General features: G+C 49.4%; 19 protein-coding genes. 6 read left to right on the top strand and 13 right to left on the bottom strand.

Going from position 1 to position 25,222, the window contains the following annotated elements; all coding sequences use genetic code 11:
- Positions 1-56: 56 nt before the first annotated feature.
- The 6 genes from ltaE to waaA all read right to left on the bottom strand — a co-directional run bounded on the left by ltaE (position 57) and on the right by waaA (position 6,427).
- Positions 57-1,091 carry a low-specificity L-threonine aldolase gene (gene ltaE / locus LAT77_RS07880; RefSeq protein ID WP_290564014.1) on the bottom strand — a complete coding sequence of 345 codons (1,035 nt, stop codon included), beginning with the start codon at positions 1,089-1,091 and terminating at the stop codon, positions 57-59.
- A 108-nt stretch (positions 1,092-1,199) separates the two neighbouring features.
- On the bottom strand, positions 1,200-3,281 hold the full coding sequence (locus LAT77_RS07875; protein ID WP_290564013.1) for a M13 family metallopeptidase: 2,082 nt from the start codon (positions 3,279-3,281) through the stop codon (positions 1,200-1,202).
- Positions 3,282-3,385: 104 nt separating this feature from the next.
- Complete coding sequence (locus tag LAT77_RS07870; RefSeq protein ID WP_290564012.1) at positions 3,386-3,769, bottom strand: hypothetical protein; 384 nt, start codon at positions 3,767-3,769, stop codon at positions 3,386-3,388.
- Positions 3,770-3,781: 12 nt separating this feature from the next.
- Positions 3,782-4,279, bottom strand: coding sequence for a DUF192 domain-containing protein (locus tag LAT77_RS07865; protein WP_290564011.1), 498 nt, complete (start codon positions 4,277-4,279; stop codon positions 3,782-3,784).
- Position 4,280: 1 nt separating this feature from the next.
- Positions 4,281-5,108, bottom strand: a complete 828-nt coding sequence (locus tag LAT77_RS07860) for a 3-deoxy-D-manno-octulosonic acid kinase (RefSeq protein ID WP_290564010.1) — start codon at positions 5,106-5,108, stop codon at positions 4,281-4,283.
- Positions 5,105-6,427 (bottom strand): lipid IV(A) 3-deoxy-D-manno-octulosonic acid transferase, encoded by a 1,323-nt coding sequence (gene waaA / locus LAT77_RS07855; protein ID WP_290564009.1) that lies wholly within the window; start codon positions 6,425-6,427, stop codon positions 5,105-5,107. The genes LAT77_RS07860 and waaA overlap by 4 nt, the downstream gene beginning before the upstream one ends.
- A 146-nt stretch (positions 6,428-6,573) precedes the next feature.
- On the opposite strand from waaA, the gene yvcK reads away from it, so the two are divergent.
- From yvcK to LAT77_RS07840, 3 genes are read left to right on the top strand one after another with little or no spacing between them, the layout of a single operon-like run.
- Complete coding sequence (gene yvcK / locus LAT77_RS07850; RefSeq protein WP_290564008.1) at positions 6,574-7,518, top strand: uridine diphosphate-N-acetylglucosamine-binding protein YvcK; 945 nt, start codon at positions 6,574-6,576, stop codon at positions 7,516-7,518.
- Positions 7,519-7,544: 26 nt separating this feature from the next.
- Positions 7,545-10,247: a M14 family zinc carboxypeptidase gene (locus tag LAT77_RS07845; protein WP_290564007.1), complete on the top strand. Its 2,703-nt coding sequence runs from the start codon at positions 7,545-7,547 to the stop codon at positions 10,245-10,247.
- Between the two features lie 9 nt (positions 10,248-10,256).
- Entirely contained in the window at positions 10,257-12,257 is a 2,001-nt protein-coding gene (locus LAT77_RS07840; RefSeq protein WP_290564006.1) for a S9 family peptidase, read from the top strand.
- Between the two features lie 53 nt (positions 12,258-12,310).
- On the opposite strand, the gene LAT77_RS07835 is transcribed toward LAT77_RS07840, so the two are convergent.
- The 3 genes from LAT77_RS07835 to apbC form a co-directional block, all read right to left on the bottom strand.
- Positions 12,311-14,155 carry a diguanylate cyclase gene (locus tag LAT77_RS07835; RefSeq protein ID WP_290564005.1) on the bottom strand — a complete coding sequence of 615 codons (1,845 nt, stop codon included), beginning with the start codon at positions 14,153-14,155 and terminating at the stop codon, positions 12,311-12,313.
- Between the two features lie 93 nt (positions 14,156-14,248).
- Positions 14,249-14,839 carry a dCTP deaminase gene (gene dcd / locus LAT77_RS07830; protein WP_290564004.1) on the bottom strand — a complete coding sequence of 197 codons (591 nt, stop codon included), beginning with the start codon at positions 14,837-14,839 and terminating at the stop codon, positions 14,249-14,251.
- Between the two features lie 18 nt (positions 14,840-14,857).
- Positions 14,858-15,898 carry an iron-sulfur cluster carrier protein ApbC gene (gene apbC, locus LAT77_RS07825; RefSeq protein WP_290564003.1) on the bottom strand — a complete coding sequence of 347 codons (1,041 nt, stop codon included), beginning with the start codon at positions 15,896-15,898 and terminating at the stop codon, positions 14,858-14,860.
- A 251-nt stretch (positions 15,899-16,149) separates the two neighbouring features.
- On the opposite strand from apbC, the gene metG reads away from it, so the two are divergent.
- Both metG and LAT77_RS07815 read left to right on the top strand, forming a co-directional pair.
- The gene (gene metG / locus LAT77_RS07820; RefSeq protein WP_290564002.1) at positions 16,150-18,210 is read left to right on the top strand and encodes a methionine--tRNA ligase; all 2,061 of its coding nucleotides are present in this window, start codon (positions 16,150-16,152) and stop codon (positions 18,208-18,210) included.
- Positions 18,210-19,400 (top strand): class I SAM-dependent methyltransferase, encoded by a 1,191-nt coding sequence (locus LAT77_RS07815; protein WP_290564001.1) that lies wholly within the window; start codon positions 18,210-18,212, stop codon positions 19,398-19,400. The genes metG and LAT77_RS07815 overlap by 1 nt, the downstream gene beginning before the upstream one ends.
- Before the next feature lie 63 nt (positions 19,401-19,463).
- On the opposite strand, the gene LAT77_RS07810 is transcribed toward LAT77_RS07815, so the two are convergent.
- Together LAT77_RS07810 and ggt are read right to left on the bottom strand one after the other, a co-directional pair.
- Positions 19,464-19,844, bottom strand: a complete 381-nt coding sequence (locus LAT77_RS07810) for a histidine triad nucleotide-binding protein (protein WP_290564000.1) — start codon at positions 19,842-19,844, stop codon at positions 19,464-19,466.
- Positions 19,837-21,621, bottom strand: a complete 1,785-nt coding sequence (gene ggt / locus LAT77_RS07805) for a gamma-glutamyltransferase (protein ID WP_290563999.1) — start codon at positions 21,619-21,621, stop codon at positions 19,837-19,839. The genes LAT77_RS07810 and ggt overlap by 8 nt, the downstream gene beginning before the upstream one ends.
- Before the next feature lie 84 nt (positions 21,622-21,705).
- On the opposite strand from ggt, the gene rrtA reads away from it, so the two are divergent.
- Positions 21,706-22,281, top strand: a complete 576-nt coding sequence (gene rrtA / locus LAT77_RS07800) for a rhombosortase (RefSeq protein ID WP_290563998.1) — start codon at positions 21,706-21,708, stop codon at positions 22,279-22,281.
- A gap of 6 nt (positions 22,282-22,287) precedes the next feature.
- Here the strand turns inward: rrtA and LAT77_RS07795 are convergent, their stop codons facing one another.
- Complete coding sequence (locus LAT77_RS07795) at positions 22,288-22,569, bottom strand: hypothetical protein (RefSeq protein ID WP_290563997.1); 282 nt, start codon at positions 22,567-22,569, stop codon at positions 22,288-22,290.
- Between the two features lie 72 nt (positions 22,570-22,641).
- Positions 22,642-25,143 (bottom strand): prolyl oligopeptidase family serine peptidase, encoded by a 2,502-nt coding sequence (locus LAT77_RS07790; RefSeq protein ID WP_290563996.1) that lies wholly within the window; start codon positions 25,141-25,143, stop codon positions 22,642-22,644.
- Positions 25,144-25,222: the final 79 nt, after the last annotated feature.

Genomic DNA, 25,222 nt, shown 5'->3' with positions numbered 1-25,222 from the left:
TTCACTATCTCAGCCTTGCTCTTCCTTGATTAAAAACGTGATGTATCTCGACAACTTTACGGTTCCGCGATTATCGCATGAATAAAGTGCTCAACAATAAAATCAATGTAAGCAGATGTTACATCTAAATGAGTAACTAAGCGCATTCGTGGGCTATTCGGAACGAGTATACCTTGCTGGCGGCAATACTCAGAAACGCGCGTCGCTAAGACCGGTTGTGCAAACTGGACATAGACCATATTCGTTACTGCTGGCTCAACGGTTACGCCTTGAATTTGTTGTTTCTCAATAGCCGCTTGCAGCGCGCTCGCCAAATGCTGCGCGCACTGATGATCATCAGCTAATCGCTGGACATGATGATCGAGTGCATAGTCTAATGCAGCAGCAACAATCCCTGCCTGTCGCATACCACCGCCGAGCATTTTTCGCCAACGTCGCGCTTTATTAATTGTCTCTGAATCAGCCACTAACATCGAGCCAATGGGTGCACCAAGACCTTTCGAGAAACACACCGACACGGAGTGAAAAGGTGCTGTCATCGCAGTTAATGATTGGCCGGACTGAACATGCGCATTGAACAAGCGCGCACCATCAAGATGCAACCGCAAATTATGCTGATTGACGAACGCACTGGCCGCCGCAATAAACGCTGGCGGCATCACTTTACCCGTGTGAGTGTTTTCCAGGGAGAGTAAACGCGTGATCGGAAAATGTGGGTCGGCAGGTTTAACTTTGCTGGCCAATTGCTCGAGATCGAGCGTACCATCGGTTTGAACTGACACCGTTTGCGGTACAATGCCACCGAGCACAGCGGCTCCACCCGCCTCATAACGGTAGGTGTGGTATTCTTCGCCGACAAGGTATTCTTCGCCACGTTGACACTGGCTTAACAGCGCCAGCAAATTACTTTGCGTGCCACTTGTACACAATATTGCTGCGTCTTTATTCAACAACGCAGCTACACGCTCTTCGAGCGCATTCACCGACGGATCTTCACCATAAACATCATCGCCAGTCGCAGCCAGCGCCATGGATTCACGCATCGCTGGTGTCGGCTGCGTCACTGTGTCACTGCGGAGATCAAGTCTCATACACTTCTCCAATCTTCTCGTCGTATACAAAAACTGCAAGGCTAGAATACAAATTGGGCAACCTGCAAAGGTTGCCCAGACTATCGTAAATCGTTTAAACGATTTGAATTACCAAATCTTAACCCGAATTGATTCATCGCGATACATAGGATCACCCGGTTCAACATCAAACGCTTGATAAAACTCTGGCATATTCGATAAAGGTCCGAGAACGCGATACTTACCGGGTGAATGAGGCCCTACGACGACTTGGCGTCGCAATGCTTCATCGCGGAATTTAATCCGCCAAATTTGTCCCCAACCGATAAAAAAGCGTTGTTCAGCCGAATAACCATCGATTACTTCAGCCGGACGACCCTCAAGTGAATTCAAATAACCTCGCAACGCGACATTTAGACCACCAAGGTCAGCGATATTTTCACCTAAACTCAGAGCGCCTTGCAGGTAGAGATCATCAATTGGATTAAAGCTACTAAACTGTTCGATCATCAAATCGGCACGCTCACGGAATTGGCGCTCGTCTTGCTCACCCCACCAATCACGCAGATTACCATCACCATCGGAACGGCGTCCTTGGTCATCAAAACCATGTGTAATTTCGTGGCCAATCACAGCACCGATCGCACCGTAATTAATCGCGTCATCCGCATCGACGTTGAAAAACGGAGGTTGCAAAATTGCTGCGGGGAACACAATCTCATTCATTGTTGAGCGATAATACGCATTGACTGTTTGCGGTGTCATGCCCCAGTCATAGGGATCTACGTCTTGGCCGAGACGGCCAATCATCCGGTCATATTCGCAGGACCCAGCACGACGCAAGTTTCCAAACAAATCATCGGCAACAATGTCGACGCAATCATAATCGCGCCATTTTTCTGGAAAACCTATTTTTGTCGTAAAGGTCGCAAGTTTTGCATGGGCTTCTTGCTTGGTTTCTGCCGTCATCCATTCTAGGTCATCAATTGCTTCGCCAAACGCAACCAGAATGTTGTCAACCATTTCCGCCATTCGCTCTTGCGCTTCCGGCTTGAAATGACGACGCACATATTCCTGTCCAACCATGAAACCGAGGACACTTTCAACCGTACTAACTGCACGACGCTCACGTGAGCGCTCGGCTTCAAGACCTTGTAATACACGACCATAGAAATCAAAGCTAATATCGGCAAATTCACGACTTAAGGTGCCGGCGGCACTGCGCAGGGTATGAAACTTCATATAAGTCTGCCAATCTGCCAATTCAATGGATTGATAAAGCTCGGCAACGGCCGCTAAATAATCCGGCTGACGAACGACAACTTCCGCAATATCCAGACCAGCAGCGTTGAACATCGCGTGCCAGTCAAGTCCTGGTGCTTGCTCCGCCAGCTCCGTTAAGGTCATTTTATTATACGAGGCTAAACGGTCACGATTTTGAATCCGCGTCCATTGCTTCTCGGCCAGCGCAGTCTCTATCCGCAAAATGGTTTGTGCAGCTGAAGCGCCTTGCTCCCAACCTGCAGCCGACCATAACTGTTCAATGAACGCAATATAAGACTGTCTTAATGCCTGATTGCGTTCGTCATCTGCCAAATAATAGTCACGGTCTGGCAGACCAAGACCCGATTGACTAATCGAGGTAATATATTGGTCGGATTGCATTTGGTCTTGACCGACGCCAACTGAAAACGGAACAGCCGTACGTAGGCGTTGTTGTTGTCCCCAGAATTCGGCCATCTGTGCATGCGAGGTTAACCCCTGAATTCTTTCGAAATCATCGGCTAACGGCGTTAATCCGAGCGCTTCAATCGTTTCCTCGTCCATGTATGAGCGATACAGGTCACCAATTTTCTGTACATCAGATCCCGGTTCACCGTGTTGCTTAGCAAACTCCATGACGATCTCGAGTACGTGGGCTTCAGCCTGCTCGCGCAGTTCATCGAAGCTTCCCCAGCGTGCCCGATCAGCCGGAATTTCAGTTTTTTCTAACCAGCCGCCATTAACGTAACGGAAAAAATTATCGCGTGGACTTACCGACCGGTCCATATTCTCAAGTTCAATACCTGAAACCAAACGCGTTTGCTCTGCCGAAACGGCATTTTCGGCAGCTATACGGGAGTCGTTTGGTTGATTCTGAACTGCGTCACTGCATGCGCTAAGTCCAAGCGCTAAAGCAATGCTCGCTGAGAGTAGCGTTAATTTAGACATAGAAAACCTTTAGTTAATGTGGATTGCTGGGCAAAGTCTTCTGGACTTAGCCGCAAAAGTCCAGCCGTTAACGGATTAGCTGCTGCCCCCTTGCGACCAATGACTCAAGGACGTGCATAGGCCGGAAACTCGTGAATCCGTAAATCATAGTCTTGCAAAATGCCCTGCAAGTTATAATTTAAGGTCAACGATAACATCCGGGTGCTGCCATCCCCCTTGCCACTTTGGCCAACCCAAGTATAGTTGTCCCACAACACATCGCCGCTGCGTCCTTGCGACGAAGGAGTTCCCCACCAACGTTGAATTTCACTGTTGAGTGTCTGCCCTGAACGCAACCATTGTGCGGCACTCTCTTCGGTTAACTCAGTAAGCGCAGGAACTCGGGTTTGCTCCCCACGTCGAGTCGGTTCGCCATCTGTGGTGCTCGCGCACGCAGCAAGCAAACTCAAACTGAAAAGGATTAGCGTAATTTTCAAATATCTGCTCATGGTTATCTCTCTTTAGGTCGCCGGCAAGGGTTGCAGCGGCGTTTCGCAATCATCTGTGAAAACCATGTCACCAATCTCAACGCCCCACTCGGCAAACTTTCCTTGATTGACTTCCAAAGCCATTCGCAGTGGTTGTTGTGATGGATAGTTTGGGCAACGCGCAGGAAAAATACTGCGACACGGCTCCATACTATAAATTTCTTGTATGCGGCCGTTGGAGCCAATATAGGCAATATCGAGTGGAATGCGTGTTTTATACATCCAAAAAGCTCGCATCCCATTTTGTGGATAGACAAACAACATACCTGACTCTGCTGGTAAACTCTCTCTTTCCATTAATCCGCGTTCACGTGATTTAGGTTCAGTCGCGAGTTCTGCCTTAATTTTAACGGTTTCAGCTGCGACTAAACACAACGTCTGTGTCTGCAGATCTTGCTCTACAGCATCAGCCAGGCCGAATGCAGACACTGCGACAATGGCGATAAGCCCATTCAGCAACCTTACTTTCATCTCACTCGTATCCTGTTTTCGTTGGCGTTTTGGCTATCTCATTAACCGACATCCCTTCACGATAACCCTCCAAAAGCATTTGCCAATTAGAGTCATGATAATAAAATGCGTTCCCATGTTCGTCCTGAATGGTCTTGCGTTCTTTAATCAAGGAACGTTGCAACCGCTGCAAATTTTCTTGTTGCCAAGCGCCCGGCTGCCGAATTCGGCAACGATCAAAGTCAATCAAATGCACCTGCTCTCGTTCATTCTGTGTCTGTAAGAGAATATTGTGACAATTGAGATCGCTGTGAAAGACATGATGACGATGAAACGCAGCAACAGTGAAGCCGATCCGGTGCCAAGTGGCATCGCTTAATTCAGCATGTTGCAGCGCTTTAAATAAGTCTTGGCTATTGACGATCCGTTCAATCAATAAATCTGCGCGATAATACAACCCGCTTCGTTGCACGTGTGCCGCGACCGGAGTCGGTACAGGTAGCCCCAATCCACGCATGTGCTGAAGTAACTGAAACTCGGCGAAGCTCCGACTTCGTGCTTCACCTAAGTACAAGAATTGATCTTTCCAGAGTTTGCCTGGCAAGCCACCGCGATAATAGTGGCGAAGCACCCAATGACGGGCATTCGCCATCACAAAGTAAACCGTATTGCGGCCATGACTCGTGCCGACCACTGCATTTTTTTGCTGCCAGTACGCAGGATCAAACCAAGTTTTGATCGTCGTTACGGACGTGTCAGCAGAAATTTCGTCAGTGTTGACTAATACCACGGCACCGTCTGCGCTTTGCAGCCGAGCATTTTGAGCTGAGAATGTTGGTGCATTTTTCATCCATGCCTCCCTTCACAGACTTGATGGATAGTCGCTAAATATCGCCGTGTCGCCCCTTGATGATCAGAAAACAACTGCTGCGCTTCTTGACTCAAACGTCGCGCTGTTTCTGGGGTCGCCATTAAGCCAATCAGTGTACTCGCTAAAGAATCACTATCCTGAACCCAACGAACGGCTTGCAAACGATCCAGTTCGTTATAGATATCTTGAAAATTGAACACATGTCGGCCGGATACGATAGGAACGCCAAACACCAATGGCTCCAGCGGATTATGGCCACCACGCGTAATTAAACTACCACCGACAAATGCGATGCGCGCTAAACCATACCAGAGCATCAATTCACCCATGGTATCGGCAAGCCAAACCTGCGTTTCCGCAAGGACGGGTTGCCCCTGCCTGCGGCGTACGAATGAAAAGCCTTGCTCTTGAATCAACTCTGCGACTTCGTCAAAACGTTCTTGATGGCGCGGCACGAGGATAAGCAGCGCATTCGGGTAACTCTGCTGAACCTTTTTAAATGCTTGGAGAATCACAGTCTCTTCACCAGCGTGGGTACTCCCAGCTGTGATGATCAGACGGTCAGCGAGCAAATTTTGATATGATTGAATTTGTTCACGCTGCGCGTCTGGGATCTGTAAATCAAATTTCAAATTCCCCACTGTCTGCACTCTGTCCTTGGCAACACCGATGGCCACAAAGCGCGACGCCTGTGATTCCGTTTGAATCCCGCAATAACGCAATGCTCCCCAAGTCTGGGCAAACAACCAATCGAGTCGTTTATAACCAGCGGCTGAGCGCTCCGACATACGCCCGTTGACTAATAACGTCGGCACTTTTGCGCGTTGACACTGAAACATCAGGTTCGGCCAAAGTTCAGTTTCTAAAATGACTAAAGCCTTGGGCTGCAATCCTCGGATAAATCGACGCATCGCCGCGCTTGTGTCGAGTGGTAAGTAACAATGATAAACCCGATCGCCGAACGTCTCCTTAATCAACTCGGAAGCAGTAGGCGTCATACAGGTAACAGCAACAGGCGTGCCATTGGCTGACTCGAGAAAAGCAGAAATAAGAGGCTTAGCAGCTAAAAATTCACCCACTGAGACGCAATGAAAAATAACACAGCCCTGGTAATTACTGGCGATAGGCTGTTTCCCAAACCGCTCTTGGATCCGCGCGCGATAGGCTTTGTTTCGGCGACCTTGACGCCAAAAGTGCAGCAAGATAAATGGTAGTAATAAATATAAAAGGCCGTTATAAAGCCACAGGCTCCAACGGCTAAATTTGCTCGTCGTGATTGTTTCCGCGTCTGCAGGCATGCAAGTTTCCTTCTCTAACTCAGCCTATCTTGCCAGAAAAGTGCATCATTTTCTTAAATATTCCGGAATTTATTTCACAGTTTAGGGGGCAGCCTTTATAGTGGAAAGAATTTTTTTGTTGGCATCAAAAACGGAAACCAAACGGAATGGCCACCAATCAACTAAAACATCCAATCTATCGCGAGCTCCGCATTACTGCGATAGGCGGTGGACATGGGCTTGGTCGCTTGCTAGCGACACTCACTTTCATGAAGAAGCGCCTCGTCGGCATCGTCGCAACCAGCGATAATGGCGGTTCTACAGGGCGCCTGCGCGCTGATCAACACTGCATCGCATGGGGTGACATTCGTAATTGCATGTCACAACTCGCAAGTCAGCCTCTCGCCGCTGAAGTTTTAAATTTTCGTTTCGAAAAACAGACCGGGTTGGAAGGCCATAGTCTCGGAAATCTCTTACTTTATTGTTTGGATGAATTATCGGCTCGTCCGGTCGATGGTATCGAATTGCTCAGTCGGCTCTTAAAAGTAGCGAGTCGAATTTTACCCATGTCAGAAACACCCACAGACCTCGTTGCAGAACTGGAAAATGAACTGACCTGTTTTGGCGAATTTCGTGTCGATAAATTAAACGCTATGCCCAAGCGTCTGAGTTTATTTCCGAACGTCAAAGCCACACCTGAGGCTTTATTACACTTAACCCAAAGTGACTACATTATTCTTGGGCCTGGAAGTTTCCTAACTTCGGTATTACCGCCGTTACTAGTCGAGGAAATAGCACAAACAATCGAGAATTCATCAGCTCGCGTCATATTTGTTGATAATCTGGTTGCTGAACCGAGTCCCGCTGGGCAACTCCCTTTGTCAACACGCATGCAATGGCTTCATCGACAACTTGGCTTTCAGCCGGTAGACGCCATTATTAGTGCTGCCGGCGATACCTCTACGGTGAGTTATCAAGCAGAACGAGCCATTGCTATACCGGTAATTACCGGAGCAAAACCTGATTCCGAGATTCCTCATCGTCATGATGAGACAACCCTATTAGACGCAATCATTCGTACGATTGACACATTAGAAGAAAAGTCCCAGTGAGGACATGCTAACGGAGCATTTTGGTCATGCAGATGAACTTATTCAGTAACCGACGTCATCGACTGTCGCTTTTATCCATGGCGTTGGTCTCAGCGCTTACCATTACCCCTGTGGCCGCCGACACGGTTCCAGCATGGCCAAACGCCGATCATCAAGGCACACCCTCTATTTATGAGGTCTTAGATTACCATGCGGGCAGTCGTGTCTCGTCACCAGAGCAAATACGTGCGTATTTTGAAGCATTACAACAAGCCCATCCCGAGCAGGTGAAATTAGTACCCTACGGTGAAACATGGCAAGGGCGGCCTTTGTTTTATGCAGTGATTGGCAGCCGCGACAACATCGCTCGCTTGGACGAAATCGAAGCGGGAATGCGCCGTTTAGCCGATCCACGCCAAACCAACGAGCGTCAAGCTCGACAGCTCATGAATGACCTTCCCGCGAGTGTTTGGATTGCCAGTAGTGTCCATGGCAATGAAATTTCACCAGCGGAAGCGGCAATGGTCACTGCCTATCATCTGTTAGCGGCGCGTGATGGGCGAACGCAAAACATCATGCACAATACCCTAGTGTATCTCGACCCATTACAAAACCCGGATGGCCGTGGCCGTTTTGTCAGCCGCTATTATGCAACCATCGGACTTGAGCCATCGACAGACCGCATCTCTGCGGAACATAACGAGCCTTGGCCTAATGGGCGCACCAATCACTACCTGTTTGATATGAACCGAGATTGGATCGCGTTAACCCAGCCGGAAACCCGCGGTCGCATTGCCGCATTACTGCAAACGTTCCCGCTCATTTTTGTCGACTCCCATGAAATGGGCGGCGATTTACCCTACTATTTCACACCTGAAGCGCACCCGTTTAATCCGTTTATTACCAGCGAACAACGCGAAGGCTTGAACTGGGTCGGTGAAAACAACGCCGATTGGTTTGACCAATTTGGCTACGACTACTTTACCCGTGAAATTTTCGACGCCTTTTACCCTGGCTACGGTGCCAGCTGGCCGCTTTATCATGGCAGTCTCTCAATGACCTATGAAATGGGTTCTGCCCGTGGTCACCATTTCCGTACTCATGAAGGTGAGATTTTGACCTATGCAGATGGTGTGCAGCAGAACTTTGTCGCCTTTATGGCGACGATCGAAACTGCATCCCAACGTCGTCAGGAGCTCCTTACTCGCTTCTACGATTACCGCAAGAGTGGTATTGATAAAGGAAGTCGTGGCGACGATCGCAGCTACATATTCCCCAATCAGCGCGATCTCGCCGGCAATCGAAAATTAATGGCGTTATTAGCTGAACAAGGCATTGAAGTTAAGCAAGCGCAAAGCGATTTCCGCGCCTGTAATGGTCGCTATTCATCAGGTGCCTTCGTGGTCGAAGCAGCACAACCTTCCTATCATTTGATCCGCACCCTGCTCGATGTACATGTTCCAATGGACGAAGACTTTATCGCTGAACAAGAGCGTCTACGTGCGAATAATCTACCCGACCAGATTTACGACGTCACCGCCTGGTCATTACCGTTATTATTTAACGTCGATATGGACATTTGCGCTCAAGTTCCCCGAGTCGACACGGTCGCTGTCGGTAGTGAGCGAATTCAGCCTGGGCGTGTGAATAATCCCGATGCCGCTTTCGGATTTGCGGTGGCTTGGGGCGACATGAACAGTGGTCGCCTGCTCACCGCGGCGCTACGTGAAGGACTATTAGTTCGCAGCGCCGATCGTGGTTTTAAACACGCCAATGGCACTGACTATCCGGCCGGCAGTTTGATTATTCCTCGCGCGGGTAACCCGGAAAATCTGAGCGCCATTCTCAGTGAACTGGCACAAGCCAGTGGTGCTCATGTTGATGGGCTCGAGCGGAGTTGGATGCAAGACGGTCCAAACGTCGGTTCAGCGAATGTACAACGCATGTTTGCACCGAATATTGCCCTCGCGTGGGACACACCGACAAATGTGCTCAGCGCCGGCAGTACGCGTTTTATTATTGAACGCGAATTTAACTATCCAGTTACCGCGATTAGACCTGATCGCTTAGCGTGGTCAGATTTAAGTCACTATAACGTACTAATTCTACCGGCTACCTCTGGCGGCAGCTATGAACAGGCTCTTGGCGAACGCGGCCGGGAAAATCTGCGCAACTGGATTCAGCGCGGTGGCGTGTTAATTACCCTCGGTAACGCGACGCGCTTCGCCATTTCCGGCGAACAACCATTATTAAACAGTGCGTTGGAGAAGAAGGCTCAGGTTGATAATATCGCCGAGAAACCATCGGGAACTCGGGTTGCCGGTAATCTCATCCATGACCATGATGACCACCTCCGTTACCTTCGTGATCCAGATGCAGGCCCTGATTGGGTGTCCGGTGTGATCGCCCGTGCCAACGTCGATCAGGAACATTGGCTAACCGCAGGCGTTCATGAGCAATTACACGCCATGTTTATTGGTAGTGATATTTACACGCCACTACGCATTACCGATGGCCGCAACGTGGTCAATTACGCTGGTAAAGACGATGTACTTGCCAGTGGCTTTATGTGGCCAGAAAACCATGAGCAGATTGCCCACAAACCATTAGTCATGGTGCAGCCGCATGGCCGCGGTATGGTTATTAGCTTTACGCAAGAGCCGAATTTCCGCGCCTACCTTGAGGGTCAGCATGTGTTGCTAATGAATTCGATCTTCCGCGCAGCTGCCCATGCTCGGCCATTACGATAGGAGAATGACATGCGCTTGAAAAATACGTATCGCCTGTTGCCTTGGTTAGGTGCCAGTTTTGTTTTAAGTTTCGCTGCAGTCGCTGGCGAACAGCCCGGCCTGAGTGCTGCGGACTACTATAAATTCGTCAACGTCAGTGACGTGCAAATCACCCCCGATGGCCGCACTATGGTTTTCGTCAAAACCACTGTCGCAGATGACAAGCGCAGTCGTCACAACACGCTTTGGATGAGCCGAGACGGCGCTGAGCCGGTGCAGTTGACGCGCAGTCAAAGCGATTTTGCGCCACAGTTTAGTCCGGACGGCCAGACGCTCCTCTTCCGTTCTGGTCGAGAGAATGGCACTGCGCTCTATCAACTTTCGATGCAAGGTGGTGAGGCTCAGGAGTTGTTGCGGCTCGAGCAAGGCTCAATTCAAAGCGTGCAATGGCGTCCAGACGGCGATGAACTTCTCTTGTCGATCTCACTGGATCCGGCCGTTACCGATCCACTCACTAAAGCTGAGAAAGAAGACAAACCCGACGTCACCGTCATCACGGATGCGGTGTACAAACGTCAGGGTGGTTACCTGAATGAGAATCGCAGCGGCCTTTGGACCTATAGCTTTGCTGAGCAAAAGCTGACGTCCGTAACGGGCGATTCCGAATGGCATGAAGGCAGCGCCAGTTACTCACCAAACGGCGCCTGCATTGCGTTTGCAAGTAACCGCCATCCGCTTGCCCGTGAAGGCTACTTCTCATCGTCAATTTTTGTCCGTTGTGGCGACCAAGAAAACGAGCTCGCAAGCCCTCAAGGACATGCTTCAAATCCAGTATGGACCGGCAACAACAGTATCGCTTATGTCTACCGCGAAAGTAATTATGCTGCACCGGCTTTGCATCTCTATGATTTGCGCAACGATAGCTTTCGCACTCTTGCAGATCGGATGGATCACAGCCCGAGTGGTTTACAAGCGGCGCTCGGCTCGTTATGGTTTACCGCGGATGACCGCGGTAGCCGGCCACTCTTTCGTGTTGACTTAGATGTCGGTGGCTATAGCCAAGTCGCGGGTGAAGGCTATTCATTCAGTGACGTGGTCTTTGCTGAGAATGGCACAGTTGCATTTATCGCTCATAACGAAGTAATCCCGCCCCAAGTCATGCGAGCGCATTCAATCGCCAGCTTGCGTGATCGGGAAACGGCAGTCATTGCCCAGTTCAATCGGGATTATCTGAACACAACTGCCTTGCAACGGTACCAAGTATTTGCGACAGAAAATGAACACGGCGACCGCCTCGATGTGTTCTTCCTGCCGCCGCTAAACCGTCAGGAAGGCGAATCGTATCCAGTAGTCCTGAACATCAAAGGTGGTCCAGGTGGGATGTGGGGACATCAATGGTTCCCTGAGATGCAGCTTCTCAGCGCGCGTGGCTATGCGGTTGTGTTCGTTAATTACCGCGGTAGCTCAGGCTACGGTCATGATCATGCGAGTCAAGTTCGTCTTGATTATGGTGGTGCCGATTACCGGGACAACATCTATGCGCTCGACGCCGCCCTCGATCGTTTCAATTGGCTCGACCCGGAGCGCCAATATATTACCGGTGGCAGCCACGGTGGCTTTTTGACTAATTGGGCGACTACGCAAACTGAGCGTTTTCGTGCAGCCGTTACCCAACGTAGCGTCAGTAACTGGATTTCCGAAGCGGGTACACAAGCATTCCCGCCGTTGTCCATGATGGAAGAGTTTGGTGGAACAATTTGGCAGAACTTCGACTATTATTGGGGACGCTCGCCGCTAAAGTATGCAGATCGCGTAAAAACACCAACGTTAATTATTCATAGTAATCATGACCACATTACGCCGATTGGCCAAGGTGAGGAATGGTTTTATGCATTAAAAGCGAATGATGTTGACGTCGAATTAGTTGTCTATGACCGTGAGGGGCATGGCCTTAGCCGGAGTGGCCGACCGATCAACCTAGTCGATCGTCTCGAACGCATTGTTGAATGGTTTGACCGGCATAATCCTTAATTAAATAAGTCCCCAGTGCATCGCTTATGCCAACGCTGGGGAGTTTTTAATGATCATCCTGATGCATCAGCGATCTGCACACAGTTTCTACCCGCCTGTTTTGCTGCATACATCGCCATGTCGGCCTGCTTCAGAAGTTCATCCGCTGTGGCAGCATGTTCCGGATAAAATGCCACACCAACAGATGCTCCAACATGAATCCTCAATTCTTCAACCGCGAAGGGTTCACCGAGCTTAGAAACGATATCGTTGGCCAACTGAGTCGCGCGTTGATGCACCGCAGGGCCCTGCAATACAACGACAAACTCATCGCCACCCGGCCGAGCGACTAAATCCGATTTCCGCACCAAGTCAAGTAAACGCGCGGCAACGGCTTGCAGAAGCGTATCGCCAATCTGATGGCCATAGGTGTCGTTTACTGGCTTAAACTTGTCTAAGTCGAGAAACAAAACTGCAATCGTCTCTTCGTGTTGTAATGCTGCAACGCGTTGTTGGAGCCCTTTCAGTAAACCATCGCGATTAACCAAGCCCGTTAACTGATCGGTTTCTGCTTTCCGCAAAATGAGGTTTTCTGTTATTTTCTGTTGAGTTATATCATTGAAAATATGGATTAATTGAACAATTTGACCCTGATTATCGCGAATCGTACTTATGCTCTGCAAAGCTGGAATAGAACGACCATCGCGCGCCTGATACCAGAGTTCACCTTGCCACGTATTTTTAAGCTGTAAAGTTCGGCTAATCTTTTGTTCTAACTGGATTGGAAGCTTTTCAATGAGCATTAAATCTTTCAGGTGCATTCCCTGAATCGGCTGATTCAGCATTCCAATTAAACGTAAAAACGCTTGGTTGGCGCGTTGAATGTTCAAATCGACATCGGTAATAACAATCGCTTCATGGGTATGATCAACAACTTGACCGGCAAGCTCAAGCTGACGGTTTTTTAAAGTCAGTTCGTTACCTAACTCAGTAAGATCATTAATAACGGGGCGGATCGTCCGCCGTACTGCCCAAACACCGAATATAATTGCAATGAACAAAACCGCACTGACCAGGATAATTGTGGTGTAGTGTTCTTTATATAACTCCGCGTTAGCTGCACTAATCACCAACTGCCAATCACTATTAGGGATCCCTACCAAAAATAGCGTGTGTGAGTCACCATTTTGGTAGACAGTCGGTGTGAGAACGCCAGCCATCAGCACCGATGTTGGAAACGGTAAATCAGAGCCAGTAATAATTTCAATCACCGTCTCATCATCAAGATTCGGTGTGTTAACATGAAAAACACGATCTCCAGAACCGCGAATAACAAACAATTGCATCTGGGAACCGAACTTCGTCAACTGATTAGCAATCGCGTGAAATCCAACCGTCGAGAAAGCTAGCAAATCGGTACCAATCAACTCCCCTTCATCATCCCGAATGGGAGCTGGCACACTGATCAGAAGATCTTTCATTGTTACAGTATCGCTGTCCGTAGCTGGATAAAATTCTATTTGGTCAAGACGAAAAGACGTCAATGAAGTCTCTAAGAAGCGCTGCAAATTCGGTTCTGCAGTAAACACATGTTGACTAACAATCTCACCCTGTCGGCTCAAGCGCAGGGATGCTACAACGTCGGGTGTAATTCGGATCGCATCAGCAAGACGAGGTTCGCTGAAAGCACGCGCGTTTTGCAAATCAATCTCACCGCGATTCAATAATTCCAATCGATAACGAATTTCCGTACGCGAGGCAAATTGACTGGCGATGTCTTGATAGCGCAAAATTTGATAATGAATAGCTTGGGATTGCGCACCGGCATAGGCGTAATGCAAACGATCAATATAAGTCTGGCTTTGTTTATACAGCGGCACCACAGAGGTTAAGCTGACAATAATCCCAATTGCCAACATTCCTAATATAGCTCGCCTTAATATGGTTCGGCGATAGTCGTGAAAGGCTAGTTGCCGCATTCCTTATATAATTCCCTGTGGAAAAAAACATACTTATCTATTCTTATCGGCACTAATGCGACTGGCAACAGCGCCACGTTGATCTTTATACTTCGCGTCAAGCCGTCGACTGTAAGGACGTAAGCAAGGCTCACCCAAAGTTTCGAAGCTTAACGCGCCTATCTTCATTAAAGGCCGCAACGCTAATGGCAGTTTGCCGCTATTAAAAAACTCGAGGACAATTTGCCCTGACCAACCTGGATCAATCCGGTGTGCAGTCACATGCACCATCAGCCCCAAACGCGCAAGTGACGAACGCCCATCAAGCCAACCCACAATGTCTGCCGGCAATGTCACTGACTCATGCGTCACGGCCAATGCAAACTCGCCTGGATGAATAAAGAACGCATCACCCGGGGCCAATTTTATTTCGTCACTCATGACCCGTTGAATAGCAAGATCGATTTCCTCACGCGGACCGCTGATGTCGATATACGGCGCGGCATGATCTTGCAAAACGCGAAAACTATCGCCTAAATGGATATCGACCGTGACACCGGTGATGTCTTTCGGGTTCGGCGCAGGATCGATGCCGATAAGGCCGTCGGCAAGGTATTGTTCTATTTGGCCATCCGTTAGTCGCATGCCTGTTTGTCCTTTTTGTTATTCTGTTGGAAGCTCAGTTAATAATTCCCATGCATTCGCTGCCAATTGCTGTGCAGTCGTCGCCATGATGGCCAACAAGGGATGCTCTGGTTGCGATTGCGACAAGGGTATACCTTCATCGAGGCTTTCTCGTAATGCTGTGGTTAACGGCCAATGACCGATGACGGGCACTTGGTATTTCGCTGCCAAATCATCACCTCCTTGCGAGCCAAAAATATGCGCTTGATGACCACATTCCGTACATTCATAGTAGCTCATATTTTCCAACAAACCGACCACAGGCACATCCACTTTATTAAACATAGCGATGCCTTTCTGTGCATCAGCCAAGGCAATATTTTGCGGCGTTGTTACCACGACAGCGGCAGTTAACGGGAATTTTTGTGACAAGGTTAATTGAATATCCCCCGTTCCCGGCGGTAAATCAATCAATAAATAATCCAGTTTCGACCATTGCGTATCGAACAATAACTGCTCAATCGCCCGGCTCGCCATGGGTCCGCGCCAAATTGCAGCCGCCTCTGTGTCAACCAAGTAACCGAGCGAGTTACCTTCGATACCCCAACAATTTACTGGCAGCATTTTCCGATTTGGTGTGAACGTGAGCTTCTCGGTGTGATTACCAAACATAGTCGGCAACGACGGTCCGTAAATATCACCGTCCAAAATACCCACGCGCGCGCCCTGCGCTTTCAGTGCCAAGGCCAAATTTAAGGTCACAGCGGACTTACCCACACCGCCTTTACCGGAAGCTATAGCAATGACATTCTTTACGTGCGGTGCGCTTGAGCCCTGCGGAACCGTAGCGGTTTTCGCCGGTAACGCCTCGACGTCAATGCGCACCGACCAATGGAGATCATTGAATTGCGGGTAATCAGAACGCAATTGCTGAAGCAATTCAAACGCGGCAGATTTCGCCGCAAATGGTAAGGTTAAAGTCGCGTGCTGGTTATCAAGGGAAATCCATTCGGGACGAAATCCGTGCGGGAAGATATCGCTACGTAATGCTTGGCATGCCGCCAATACAGCTGTGGACATGTTCGGCTTCCTATCTAGTCGTGAACAACGAATTCGGCATTTAACAGAATCCGTAGGAATGTATCATTGAATAACTATCATCATAGTGATTAATAGCCTTATAAGCTACGCTGAACTGATGAAAAGTCAGCAAAATTCCGTTATCATGGCGCACGTTTTCGTTATTGAATTTCAGCTTATCCATTCGGCTCGCGTTTACCGCCGCGACAGACGATCGGCAAGCTCTATTTACAGGACACACGGTAGATACTATGGCAGATACCTCGACCACAGCGCAGACTAAGAATTCGCGTCGCATTTTAGTTACTAATGCACTGCCCTATGCGAACGGCCCAATTCATATCGGCCATCTCCTCGGTTATATCCAAGCGGATATTTGGGTGCGTTTTCAACGCCTGTATGGCAACGAGTGTCATTTCGTCTGCGCCGATGATGCCCACGGCACGCCAATTATGCTGAAAGCTCAGCAACTCGGGATGACACCCGAAGCGATGATCGAAGAAATGAATGTCGCGCACCAACGTGACTTCGCTGATTTCGCCGTGTCTTTCGATAATTATTATTCAACCCATAGTCCTGAGAATCGCGAACTGGCGAACCTCATTTATACCCGTTTACGTGACAGTGGGTATATTCACACTCGAGTCATCGAGCAGCTCTATGATCCAGAGAAAGAAATGTTTTTGCCAGATCGCTTTGTTAAGGGTACGTGCCCTGATTGCGGTGCCGAAGACCAATATGGCGATAACTGTGACGTTTGTGGTGCGACCTACTCGCCCACTGATCTGAAGAACCCACGTTCAGCGGTTAGCGGTGCGGTTCCCGAGTTACGTGAATCTGAGCACTATTTTTTCGACCTGCCGGCCTTTGGCGATATGCTCAAAGCGTGGACTCGTTCAGGCTCGTTGCAACCGGAAATGGCCAACAAACTCAATGAGTGGTTCGAGCAAGGGCTGCAGCAGTGGGACATTAGTCGTGATAAGCCTTACTTTGGCTTTGAAATTCCAGACGCGCCAGGCAAATATTTCTATGTCTGGTTGGACGCACCGATCGGCTACATGAGCAGCTTCAAAAACTATTGCGAACAACGTGACGACTTGAATTTCGACGACTTCTGGCGTGTTGACAGCGACGCCGAGGTCTATCACTTTATTGGCAAAGATATTATCTACTTCCATAGCCTTTTCTGGCCGGCTATGTTGAAAGGTGCAAACTTCCGTCAGCCGACGAGCGTATGGGCACATGGGTTTATTACCGTGAACGGCACCAAAATGTCGAAGTCAAAAGGCACTTTCATCATGGCGCGGACTTATCTTGATCATTTAGATCCAGAGTATTTGCGTTATTACTTCGCGGCTAAGCTGAGCAGCCGCATTGATGATTTGGATTTAAACTTGACTGATTTCGCCCAACGGGTGAACGCTGACCTGGTTGGCAAAGTCGTTAATATTGCCAGCCGCTGCGCCGGCTTTATCAGCAAGAAATTTGCCGGCCAACTGTCACCACGCATCGATGACGAAGCCATGCTGCGCGACTTCCAAGCGGCTGCTGACGATATTGCGAGCGCCTATGAAAATCGCGAGTTTGCCAAGGCCATGCGCGATATCATGAAGCTTGCCGATTGCGCCAATGAATACATTGCCGACAAAGAGCCGTGGCAGCTCGCCAAAGACGAAAGCAAAGCAAATGAAGTGCATGATGTCTGCTCCATGGGCATTCACCTCTTCCGCTTATTAATGATTTATTTAACCCCTGTGGTTCCGGCGTTATCAAACGATGCCCAAGCATTCCTCAATGACAAATTCACTTGGGACAGCGTACAGCAAACGCTCACTAGTCATAACATCAATAAATTCAAAGCGTTAATGCAACGCGTACCGACTGAGAAAATTGAAGCCATGCTTGAAGCATCAAAAGAAAATAACAGTGCAGCCGCCACGCCAGCCGCTGTGGCGCAAGCCAAAGTGAATATTGAACCCATTGCAGCCGAAATCGAGTTTGACGATTTTGCTAAAGTTGACCTCCGCGTTGCTCGCATCGAGAACGCAGAGCACGTCGAAGGCGCGGATAAACTCCTGAAATTAACCTTGGATATTGGTGACCAAAAACGTCAAGTTTTTGCCGGTATTAAGGCAGCTTATCAGCCGGAACAACTGATTGGTCAACTCACTGTGATGGTCGCTAACCTCAAACCACGGAAAATGCGCTTTGGTATGAGCGAAGGCATGGTTTTGGCGGCCGGCCCAGGTGGCAGTGAAATCTACATTTTGAATCCTCAGGACGGCGCTCAACCTGGCCAGCGGGTGATGTAATGGCAGATCGCATTGTCATTAAGACTGGTCGTGAAAAGTCGTTGCGTCGCCGCCACCCGTGGATCTTTAGCGGTGCCGTAGCGAAAGTACAAGGCAAGCCTACGCTCGGCAGCACGGTGGACGTCGTCAGCGACAAAGGCGAGTTTCTCGGCCGTGCCGCCTATTCACCGCATTCACAGATTCGCGCTCGCGTGTGGACGTTTGATCCAGCAGTGGTCATCGACAGCGAATTTTTCAAGCAACGCATCGTAGCCGCACAGGCGGCTCGCGATGTATTGGTCGGTCAGCAAACTAATGCCTATCGATTGATAGCGGGCGAGTCTGACGGGCTACCGGGTATCACCATTGACCGTTACGTCGATACATTGGTGTGTCAGTTGTTGACAGCCGGCGCTCTGTATCATCAAGAAACCTTGTTCGCGGTGCTCGCGGAGCTTTATCCGGATTGTACAGCCTACGAGCGCTCCGACGTTGATGTACGAAAGAAAGAAGGTCTTCCTTTGGCGACCGGAGCCCGCATCGGTGACATACCGTCCAAACCCATCGTCATTACTGAACATGGTTTAAAACTGGCTGTTGACGTTGTTTCTGGTCATAAGACCGGTTACTACTTAGACCAACGTGATGCCCGCAAAGCAATACAAACGTATGCGGCAGGCAAGCGCGTATTGAACTGTTTTGCCTACACGGGTGGTTTTGGACTCTACGCAGCGGCGGCCGGTGCTAAAGAGGTTGTTAATGTCGATGTGTCACAGTCAGCACTTGACACCTCAGTGACCAATCTTGCGTTGAACGGCCTTGAACAGGCGAACGTAAAACATGTCAAAGCCGATGTATTCGAACAGCTCCGCACCTATGCTGAACAAGGCGAAACCTTTGATGTTATCGTGCTCGACCCACCCAAATTTGTTGACTCAAAAGCGAGTTTAAATCGGGCTTGTCGCGGGTATAAAGATATTAACCGTTTAGCGGCGAAAATTTTAGCACCGGGTGGCGTACTGCTAACGTTTTCGTGTTCTGGGCTGTTAAGTTCTGACCTTTTTCAGAAGGTTGTTGCCGACGCCTGTCTCGACGCCAATCGCGACCTGCAAATCGTCGCTTGGACGCAACAATCGGCAGATCACCCGGTACATATTCATTATCCCGAAGGTTGGTATCTGAAAGGATTGATTTTAAGAGCGATCGACTAATCCCGCAAAAACCCCAAGTCATTGGACTTGGGGTTTTCTCTTTCGGGGCCTAAGGTTCTGCAATTAGGCTTCTATCGGATTGGTTCGTTTCAATTTGTCCTGATAAGGCGGCCACCCCATCGGTTTACCGGCCAACAAGTGAACATGAATATGGTAAACGGTTTGGCCACCGAACTCATTACAGTTCATGACCACGCGATAACCTTCATTAGCGAAACCATGCTCACGCGCAATTTCACCGGCAACAAAGTACAAGTGGCCGACAATTTCACGATCGCCTTTGCCAATGTCGTTCACCGTCGCAATCGCTTTTTTCGGAATAATCAAACAGTGAAATGGTGCCTGTGGATTAATATCCTTAAATGCCAACGCTAATTCGTCTTCGTAGACGATGTCGGCCGGTATTTCACGGTTGATAATCTTCGTAAAAATCGTATCACTCATCACTATCTCCTTTTGCTGTGCCCTCTCGCCGCGGATCGGCGCCGCCTTCTAAACGACCATCGCGGATTGAGATACCGTGTAATCCACTATTCAGGTCGCGCACTTCAACATCATGGCCGCGGGCTTCAAAGAGCGGTAACAAACGCTCTAGATTAGTACCCCGTTCCAGCGCCGTAGCGCCATTCAAGTTGGTAATTTTTGGCAAGTCTATCGCCGCCTGCATGTCTAAGTTCCAATCTAACAAAGCAATCATGGTTTGCGTGACATAATTAATAATCCGCGGGCCACCTGGCGAGCCGACCACATGTAAAACCTGCCCCGCTTCGTCAAAAACAATGGCCGGAGCCATTGAACTACGCGGGCGTTTCCCCGGTTCGACGCGGTTGGCCACCGGTTCACCGTCGACTTCCGGCACCCACGAGAAATCTGTGAGCTGATTATTCAGTAGGAAGCCATTGGTCATCACCCCTGAGCCAAAACCAAACTCAATGGTGGTGGTCACCGAAACTGCATTGCCATATTGGTCAACAATACTAAAATGGCTCGTATTTGGAAATTCTGGCGACTGGTCGTCGGCACGCAACAGGTCCTCGAGTGAGCCCGGTAAGGCATGACCCATGTCGGTGCCACCGATATACGCCACGCGACTGTCTAAGTAGTCGCGGTTGAGCAGCGCTGAAATCGGCACTTCCATGAAGTCTGCATCGGCGATATAACGATTACGATCGGCAAAGGCTAAACGTGACGCTTGCGTAAAAAAGTGCAAGGCTTCTTCGCCATTAACCTCAAGCGTATGCAGGTCGAACGGCTCGAGTAACGCCATAATTTGTAACATGGTAATACCGCCTGAACTGGGTGGTCCCATACTGCAAATCTCGAAAACACGGTAGCTACCGCAAACTGGCTCCCGCCACACCGGCTGATAACTGGCAAGATCGTCCAGCGTTAACAATCCAGGCTGTACTTCACTGTTTTGCACCGCGGCTACAATAGCTTCTGCTATTGGCCCTTGATGCAAGGCATCCGCACCTTGCTCGGCAATGGCGCGCAGGGTTTCCGCTAATTCCGGATTCTGCTTGCGACTATTTGCCTGCAGCGGTTGACCATTCGGCCAGAAGTAATCACGCGCAGCACCGAGCTGAGTGAGGCCCGGATTTAACTCCATTTCGACGAGCTGAGCTAAACGCGGTGTGACAATAAAACCTTCCTCTGCACGCTCAATTGTACTGGTAAACAAATCACCCCATTGTTGGGTTCCCCAGCGTTGATGCGCCGCTTCTAAACCACGCATCACTCCCGGCGTCCCCACTGAGCGGCCGCCCACCAAAGCCTCTAAATAGCTCGGCGGCCGCCCTTGATCGTCAAGAAATAAATCTGCTGTTGCCGCCATCGGCGCCGTTTCACGAGCGTCAAGGCTATACAGCTGCTGACTGCTGTTGTCCCAATACAGCATAAACGCACCGCCACCGATGCCCGAAGACTGTGGCTCCACTAAGGTCAACATGGCTTGCACGGCAACCGCCGCGTCAATGGCCGTGCCGCCTTGACGTAATATCTCTAATCCCGCCTCTGTAGCATAGGGATTGGCCGCTGAGACCATAAAGTTGTGTGCATAGGCCACCTCATTCACGTTGCGCCCGGTCGCAGCTTCCGGATCTGCGATATTCGTGGTGGTTTCCGGCGCTGGCGTACAAGCAGAAAGCCATACGGCACTGGCAATAAGACTGAGCCACATCGGCTTGGAAATCATTGATGGGCTATTTTTCACTAATTTCATAACAACAGCTCGTTTTGCGATTTATGGATGATTAAGGGTATCATACGAAGCTTAGGAAAATTCGCAACGTTTACAGGATATCGAATGCAGCAATCTATACCTTTTCGTTTTCTCATCGCTCCTGTAGCGATTGCACTAATTTGTTTGCTCATTCAATTTCAGCCGCACTGGCACACGTACCTCATGCTCAGTGAAAACGGCTTACTGGCACAACCGTGGCGAATATTTACCACACATCTTGTGCATTTAAATTTGCAACACCTTCTGCTCAACCTTGCTGCATTGCTCTTGTTGGCCGTTATTTTTCGTCAGCAATTACAAGGCAGACTGCTAGTCAACGTCATGGTCATCAGCGCCCTTTTCGCCACCATTGTTCCCGTTGCAGTCAGTCAGGAATATCTCTTTGTTGGCTTGTCAGGGGTGCTCCATGGCATTGCTGTTTATGCCGGTGTGGTGATGACCAAGCAAGGCAATAAGCTTGGCTTCGCAGTATTGGCAGCGGTGGTTGTCAAACTCGTCGTTGATATGACCATGAATAGTGGCTATCAAGATTGGCTGGGTGCAGAAGTAGCCTATTTAACGCATCTAGGTGGCGCCATTGGTGGCGCTTTGGCAGTTCCCGGCCTGCGCCGTAAACCGATTGATTTTATCAAAAAATAAAGCGCATCACTGACCCGTGCCGCTCTCGCTCGGGTCAGATTGCTCTGCTTTGTTTTTCTCTTCGTATTCCATTAACAAAATAGTCAGGTAGATTTTCGTCGGCAGCGATAAAATAATACCGATCGCGCTCATCCCAGCGCCGAGCATGTAACCACGGTGATCAATGTTGTCATTCAGAAATGTGGCGCTGAGCACGATATGACCGAGCACTAATAAACAGACACCGGTAATCATACTGATTTTCAAGAGTCGCATTAATCGTTGGTCAGCAGCGGACAAGCTTGACATGATCGACAGTTTCCTTGGCAAAAAAATAGGGCAGCTTCACGCTGCCCTATTTTAATCATACCTTCGTAGCAATTACTTCAGGTTATCTTCAAATAATTTGTAGATACGACGATATTGATCAAGCCAACTTGAAGGCTGCACGAAACCGTGCGGTTCAACAGGAAAGATTGCCGTTTCAAAGTTCTCTTTCTCTAACTCAATCAACCGCTGCACCAAACGCACCGAGTCTTGAAAGAACACATTGTCATCAACCATTGGTGCGCTGATCAACAGCGCATCTTCCAGCCCTTCGGCAAAGTAAATGGGTGAACTGCGACGATAAGCAATCATATCGTCTTGCGGTAAATTCAAGATATTTGAGGTGTAGCCGGTATTGTAATGGGCCCAATCGGTCACTGGACGCAATGCTGCACCGGCTTTGAATAAACCTGGTTCATTAAACAGCGACATAAAGGTCAAGAAGCCGCCGTAAGAGCCACCATAAGTGCCGACACGCTCAACGTCGACATTGCGGTGCTCACCTAACCAGTTGACGACGTCGACTAAGTCTTCAACTTCAGGCCAGCCCATTTGACGATAAACCGCTGTGCGCCAATCACGACCGTACCCCGCAGAGCCGCGGAAATCGAGATCAAGTACCACATAGCCTTGTTCCGTCAGCTTGCTATGGAACATAAATTCACGGAAGTAATTTGACCAACCTGCATGGGCATTCTGCAAATAACCGGCACCGTGAATGAACACCACCGCAGGGTATTGCTCTGCGCGCTCAGCGTCAAAATCAGCGGGGACATAAACACGACTATAGATTGGATCGTCCACATGGCTCGACGGAACCGGCACGATCTCCGGCAGTGGCCAAGGTTTTGCGACAAACTCAGCAGACACGGTTTCGGTTAAACGCATTGCCGCCACATTCGGTTGGGCGTCTTGCACATACACCTCAGGTGGCTGATGAACGCTCGAATGCGTCAGCAACAAACGATCTTCGTTGGGACTAAGCTGATACGAGGTCATGCCGCCGAGGTCAGTTAACTGTTCAACCTCACCACCGCTAACAGGTACCCGATAAATTTCAAAGATCCCCGGATGTGGTTTGTTCGCTTGAAAATAGAAAGTATCGCCAGCTGCATTCAAAGTCACTTGATCGACGAGGTAGCGACCCGAAGTAAGCTGACTGACGCGATTGTTGTCGAGGTTTTTCACATATAAATGCGAATAGTTGCTCTCTTCCGACAGGTACCACAACGCGTTTTGATTCGGCAACCAATTAAACGCATTGAAATCACGATTAATCCACGCTTCATCGTGGAGACGGTGCTGACTCACTAATTGACCTTCAGCAAAATCGACTGTTGCGATCCAGCGGTCTTTGTTGTCCCATGCACGCAGCATGATGGCGACCGCAGAACCGTCGGCTTTCCAGTTAATATTACCGTCCTGAGCAGACCAACGCGCCATCACTTCAATCGCGCGCGGCTTCGGTTCGCTCACGTAAGTCTTGCCTTCTGCCGCGTAATTCTCTTCCCGCACCGACTTCAAAACATCTTCGTCAAAACCCGGCAAGGTGTCGTAGCTCAGCTCAGTCTTTTCACCAGAAGCAATATCGATTAGGTATAAAGTGTGATTAACCGGTTTGGCATCAGCGACTCGACGACGAACATCTTGATTCTCGATACGACCACTTTCTGTCACGTAACGTGGCATTAAATCACCGTCACCACGCCAACTTTGCGGTTGTGTTACTGCAACCAACGCACGATCCGCGGTCGGAGACAAACTGACTTCTGCAACTTGAACCCCACGTCCTAAATAAATCGGTGCTGGAGCCACAGCTGCGTTGGCCGCAACCAAGGCGCGTTGATCTTGAAACCGTTCTTCACGAATTCGACGCTGGACTTGGTTATACACGATTAAGTCCACTTCTTCTTGCGCCAAAATATCTTTGGGCTCTTCCAAAGCTTTTGGCTCGTCTTGAGTTTGTAATGACAACACCAACTCAGTGTAGCCCGTGCTCAAGTTCATCGCATAAAAGTCGTTACCACTACGGAAACTAAGCCGGCCGTCAGCTAAAAACTGTAAATCTGTCTTGTTCTGTGTGTCACGAGTAAGCTGACGGACATCACCATTGGTGTTATCAAGTAGAAAAATATTGCGCTCAAATACATAGGCACGCAGGCTACGATCTGCGTTCTGGACCGCATTGCGATAAGCATGGGCATGTAATTCCGCCAGCGCAACTTGTTCACCGTTACCACCCGCAGTCAATCCTCGCAGGTAAAGATCACGCTGCGGGCTGCCTTCGCGTTTGCGATTAAACAATACACTGCGACCGTCCCATGACCAATAGGCTTGCTCCGGGAAACGACCTAACCAGTCCGGATCTGCCATGATTTGCGTCATGTGGAAATTACCGTCAGTCGCCTGTGGACCGAGGCCAACCGGCACTGTGTTCGGTGTTAATGTTTCGCTGGTATACCATGCGGCATCAGCGGCCTGCTGCCCTGCTCCGCTACTCGCACAGGCAGCAGCAAAAAATGCTGCGCTTATCGCAACTGCAAGTTGTCTTTTCATTATCGTTTCCTTGTTTACAAAGCCTGACACAGGATTTGGTGTTCGGTTATTCAATAGAATCGAAACACTTTATTAAAGC

This window comes from Aliidiomarina sp., from assembly GCF_022565475.1.
Lineage (GTDB): Bacteria > Pseudomonadota > Gammaproteobacteria > Enterobacterales > Alteromonadaceae > Aliidiomarina.
The sequence above is the reverse complement of the archived record's forward strand: the minus strand, read 5'-3'. Positions and strand labels throughout refer to the sequence as shown.